Source organism: Dietzia sp. DQ11-71 (assembly GCF_014144995.1).
Classification (GTDB): Bacteria; Actinomycetota; Actinomycetes; order Mycobacteriales; family Mycobacteriaceae; genus Dietzia; species Dietzia kunjamensis.
The window spans coordinates 1-2,832 of the sequence record NZ_JAALDT010000351.1; the positions used below are offsets into that span (position 1 = coordinate 1).

4 protein-coding genes are annotated in these 2,832 nt (G+C 69.7%); 1 reads left to right on the forward strand and 3 read right to left on the reverse strand.

Annotation, left to right across the window (positions count from 1 at the left end):
- Positions 1-135: CinA family protein (locus tag G6023_RS12400; RefSeq protein ID WP_182635774.1), on the reverse strand; the 135-nt coding region annotated here is incomplete at its 3' end.
- A 5-nt stretch (positions 136-140) separates the two neighbouring features.
- Positions 141-728, reverse strand: coding sequence for a CDP-diacylglycerol--glycerol-3-phosphate 3-phosphatidyltransferase (gene pgsA / locus G6023_RS12405; protein WP_132061191.1), 588 nt, complete (start codon positions 726-728; stop codon positions 141-143).
- 82 nt (positions 729-810) lie between these two features.
- Here pgsA and G6023_RS12410 point away from each other — a divergent pair, with 82 nt between their 5' ends.
- The gene (locus G6023_RS12410; RefSeq protein ID WP_132061188.1) at positions 811-1,092 is read left to right on the forward strand and encodes a YciI family protein; all 282 of its coding nucleotides are present in this window, start codon (positions 811-813) and stop codon (positions 1,090-1,092) included.
- Between the two features lie 19 nt (positions 1,093-1,111).
- Here the strand turns inward: G6023_RS12410 and G6023_RS12415 are convergent.
- Positions 1,112-2,832 (reverse strand): DNA translocase FtsK (locus G6023_RS12415; RefSeq protein ID WP_241727843.1); only part of this gene is annotated, 1,721 nt, incomplete at its 5' end.

Sequence of the window (2,832 nt, forward strand, 5' to 3'; positions counted from 1 at the left end):
GCCCGGCACCTCGGCCACGGTGGCCGCGAGCAGCCCGGCCGTGAGGGACTCGGCCGTGGCCAGGGTCCATCCGCGGTCCCGCAGTGCGGTGACGGCGGCGGCCGCCGGCGGGGACACGGCGACGGAGGGATCCACGGGGGTCAGTCCGCGGTGCGTGCGGCCCGACGGGCCTTGACCAGGTAGTCGACGCCGGTGTACACGGTGAGCACCACGGCCGCACCGACGACGATCCACTCCACCGGCCACACCCAGTGCGGCAGCGGCAGGATGAGCATTCCCATGCCGACCGTCTGTGTGACGGTCTTGAGCTTGCCGCCCCTGCTCGCGGCCACGACGTAGTCCACCCCGAACAGGCGCCACAGCGTGATGCCCACCTCGCGGACCAGGATCACCACGGTCACCCACCAGAACAGCTCGTCCACCAGTGAGAGCGAGATGAGCGCGGCGGCGATGAGCGCCTTGTCGGCGATCGGGTCCGCGATCTTGCCGAAGTCGGTGACCAGCCCGAGCTTGCGGGCCAGGTGACCGTCGACGTAGTCGGTGAACATCGCCACGGCGAAGACGACGAACGCCCCCACCCGCCACCAGGGATCCTGGGCGTCGGCGACGAAGAACAGGACCACGAAGACGGGGACCAGGAGGATCCTCACCACCGTGAGCACGTTGGCGATGTTGAGGACGGGGACCTCGTCGGTCCGGCGCCCGTTCTCGCGCGTGGAAGCAGTCACCCCCTCACCTTAGCGAGGACGGCGGGAATACCCTTGGTCGCGACGCACCCCCGACCCCGATCCCGATCCCAGGAGATCCACGATGCCGCTCTTCGTCGTCACCTACCGCTACTCCGACGCCCAGACCGACGAGCGGGAGGCCAACAAGCCCGCCCACCGCGAGTGGCTGTCCGCCCGCGTCGACGACGGGTCCGTCCGGTCCGTGGGACCGTTCGTCGACGGATCCGGGGCGTTGCTGGTGGTGGAGGCCGACGACGACGAGGCCGCACGATCGCTCGTGGGGGACGACCCCCACTGCCTGCGCGGAATGGTCTCGGAGATCACGGTCAGGGAGTGGACGCCGGTCTTCGGCGCCCTCGCCTGACGCACACCCCGCCCGGCCGCTACCCCACCGGGGTCTCGGCCGGGTCGCGGAGGTCGGCCGGCTCGTCGTCCGGATCCTCCTCCGGCGGGGCCCCGCCCTTGATCATCCAGAGCACCGAGGCGAGTTCCTCGGGCTTGACCAGCACGTCGCGTGCCTTGGACCCCTCGGAGGGTCCGACGATGTCGCGCGACTCCATCAGGTCCATGAGGCGGCCGGCCTTGGCGAAGCCGACCCGGAGCTTGCGCTGCAGCATCGAGGTGGAGCCGAACTGGCTGGACACCACGAGCTCCACGGCGGCGAGCAGGTCGTCGAGGTCGTCGCCGATGTCGGCGTCGATGTCCTTCTTGCCGTCCTCCTTGGCGGCGGTGATGGACTCATCGTACTCGGGCTCGGCCTGGTTCTTGGCGTAGTCGACGACCTCGTGGATCTCCTCGTCGGTGATGAACGCACCCTGCATACGGATGGGACGCGAGGCACCCATCGGGATGAAGAGGCCGTCGCCCATACCGATGAGCTTCTCCGCCCCGGCCTGGTCGAGGATGACCCGGGAGTCGGTGAGCGAGGACGTGGCGAACGCCAGACGGGACGGCACGTTGGTCTTGATGAGGCCGGTGACCACGTCGACGGACGGCCGCTGCGTGGCCAGGACGAGGTGGATGCCGGCGGCGCGGGCCTTCTGGGTGATGCGGACGATCGCGTCCTCGATGTCGCGGGGCGCGGTCATCATGAGGTCGGCCAGCTCGTCGACCACCGCCACGATGTACGGGTAGGGCCGGTAGACGCGCTCGCTGCCGGGCGGCGTCGTGATGGCTCCCGACTTCACGCGCTCGTTGAAGTCGGTGATGTGGCGAACGCGGGTGGACTTCATGTCCTGGTAGCGCTGCTCCATCTCCTCGACGAGCCACGCGAGCGCCGCGGCCGCCTTCTTGGGTTGGGTGATGATCGGCGTGATGAGGTGCGGGATGCCCTCGTACGGCGTGAGCTCCACCATCTTGGGGTCGACGAGGATGAGGCGGACCTCGTCCGGGGTGGCCCGCGTGAGCAGGGACACGAGCATCGAGTTGACGAAGCTCGACTTGCCCGAACCGGTGGAGCCGGCCACCAGGAGGTGCGGCATCTTGGCCAGGTCGGCGGTGACGAAGTCACCCTCGATGTCCTTGCCCAGTCCGATGAGCATCGGATTGTGCTTGCTGGCGGTCTTGGGGTCGGTCAGCACGTCCGCCAGCCGCACCAGTTCGCGGTCGAGGTTGGGCACCTCGATGCCGACCGCGGACTTGCCGGGGATCGGCGCCAGCAGCCGCACGTTGTCCGTGGCGACCGCGTAGGCGATGTTGCGGTGCAGGGCGGTGATCTTCTCGACCTTCACGCCGGGGCCCAGTTCGACCTCATAGCGCGTGACGGTCGGGCCGCGGGTGAATCCGGTGACGGCCGCGTCGATCTTGAACTGCTCCAGGACGCCCTGGATGGCCTCGATCATCTGGTCGTTGGACTCGCTGCGCGCCTTGGGCGGGTCACCGGCCGTGAGCAGGCTGACGGGCGGCAGGGCGTAGTCCACGCCGTTCAGCAGCTGGGTCTGGGAGTCGAGCCGCTCCGCGTCGCTCTCGGAGGCGGTGTGGGTGGACGGGACGTTGGTCTGCGGGACCGCGGAGGTGTCCACCGACGGTGTCGAGGCGGCACGTCCGGGCGCGGTGGCCGGCGAGGACGGGGTGGCCGAGGCCGGCGGGCCGGCGGGGGCCTCGT

Excerpts from the sequence above, each read along its gene's own strand:
- G6023_RS12410 (WP_132061188.1), top strand. The coding sequence starts at position 811 with ATGCCGCTCTTCGTCGTCACCTACCGCTACTCCGACGCCCAGACCGAC.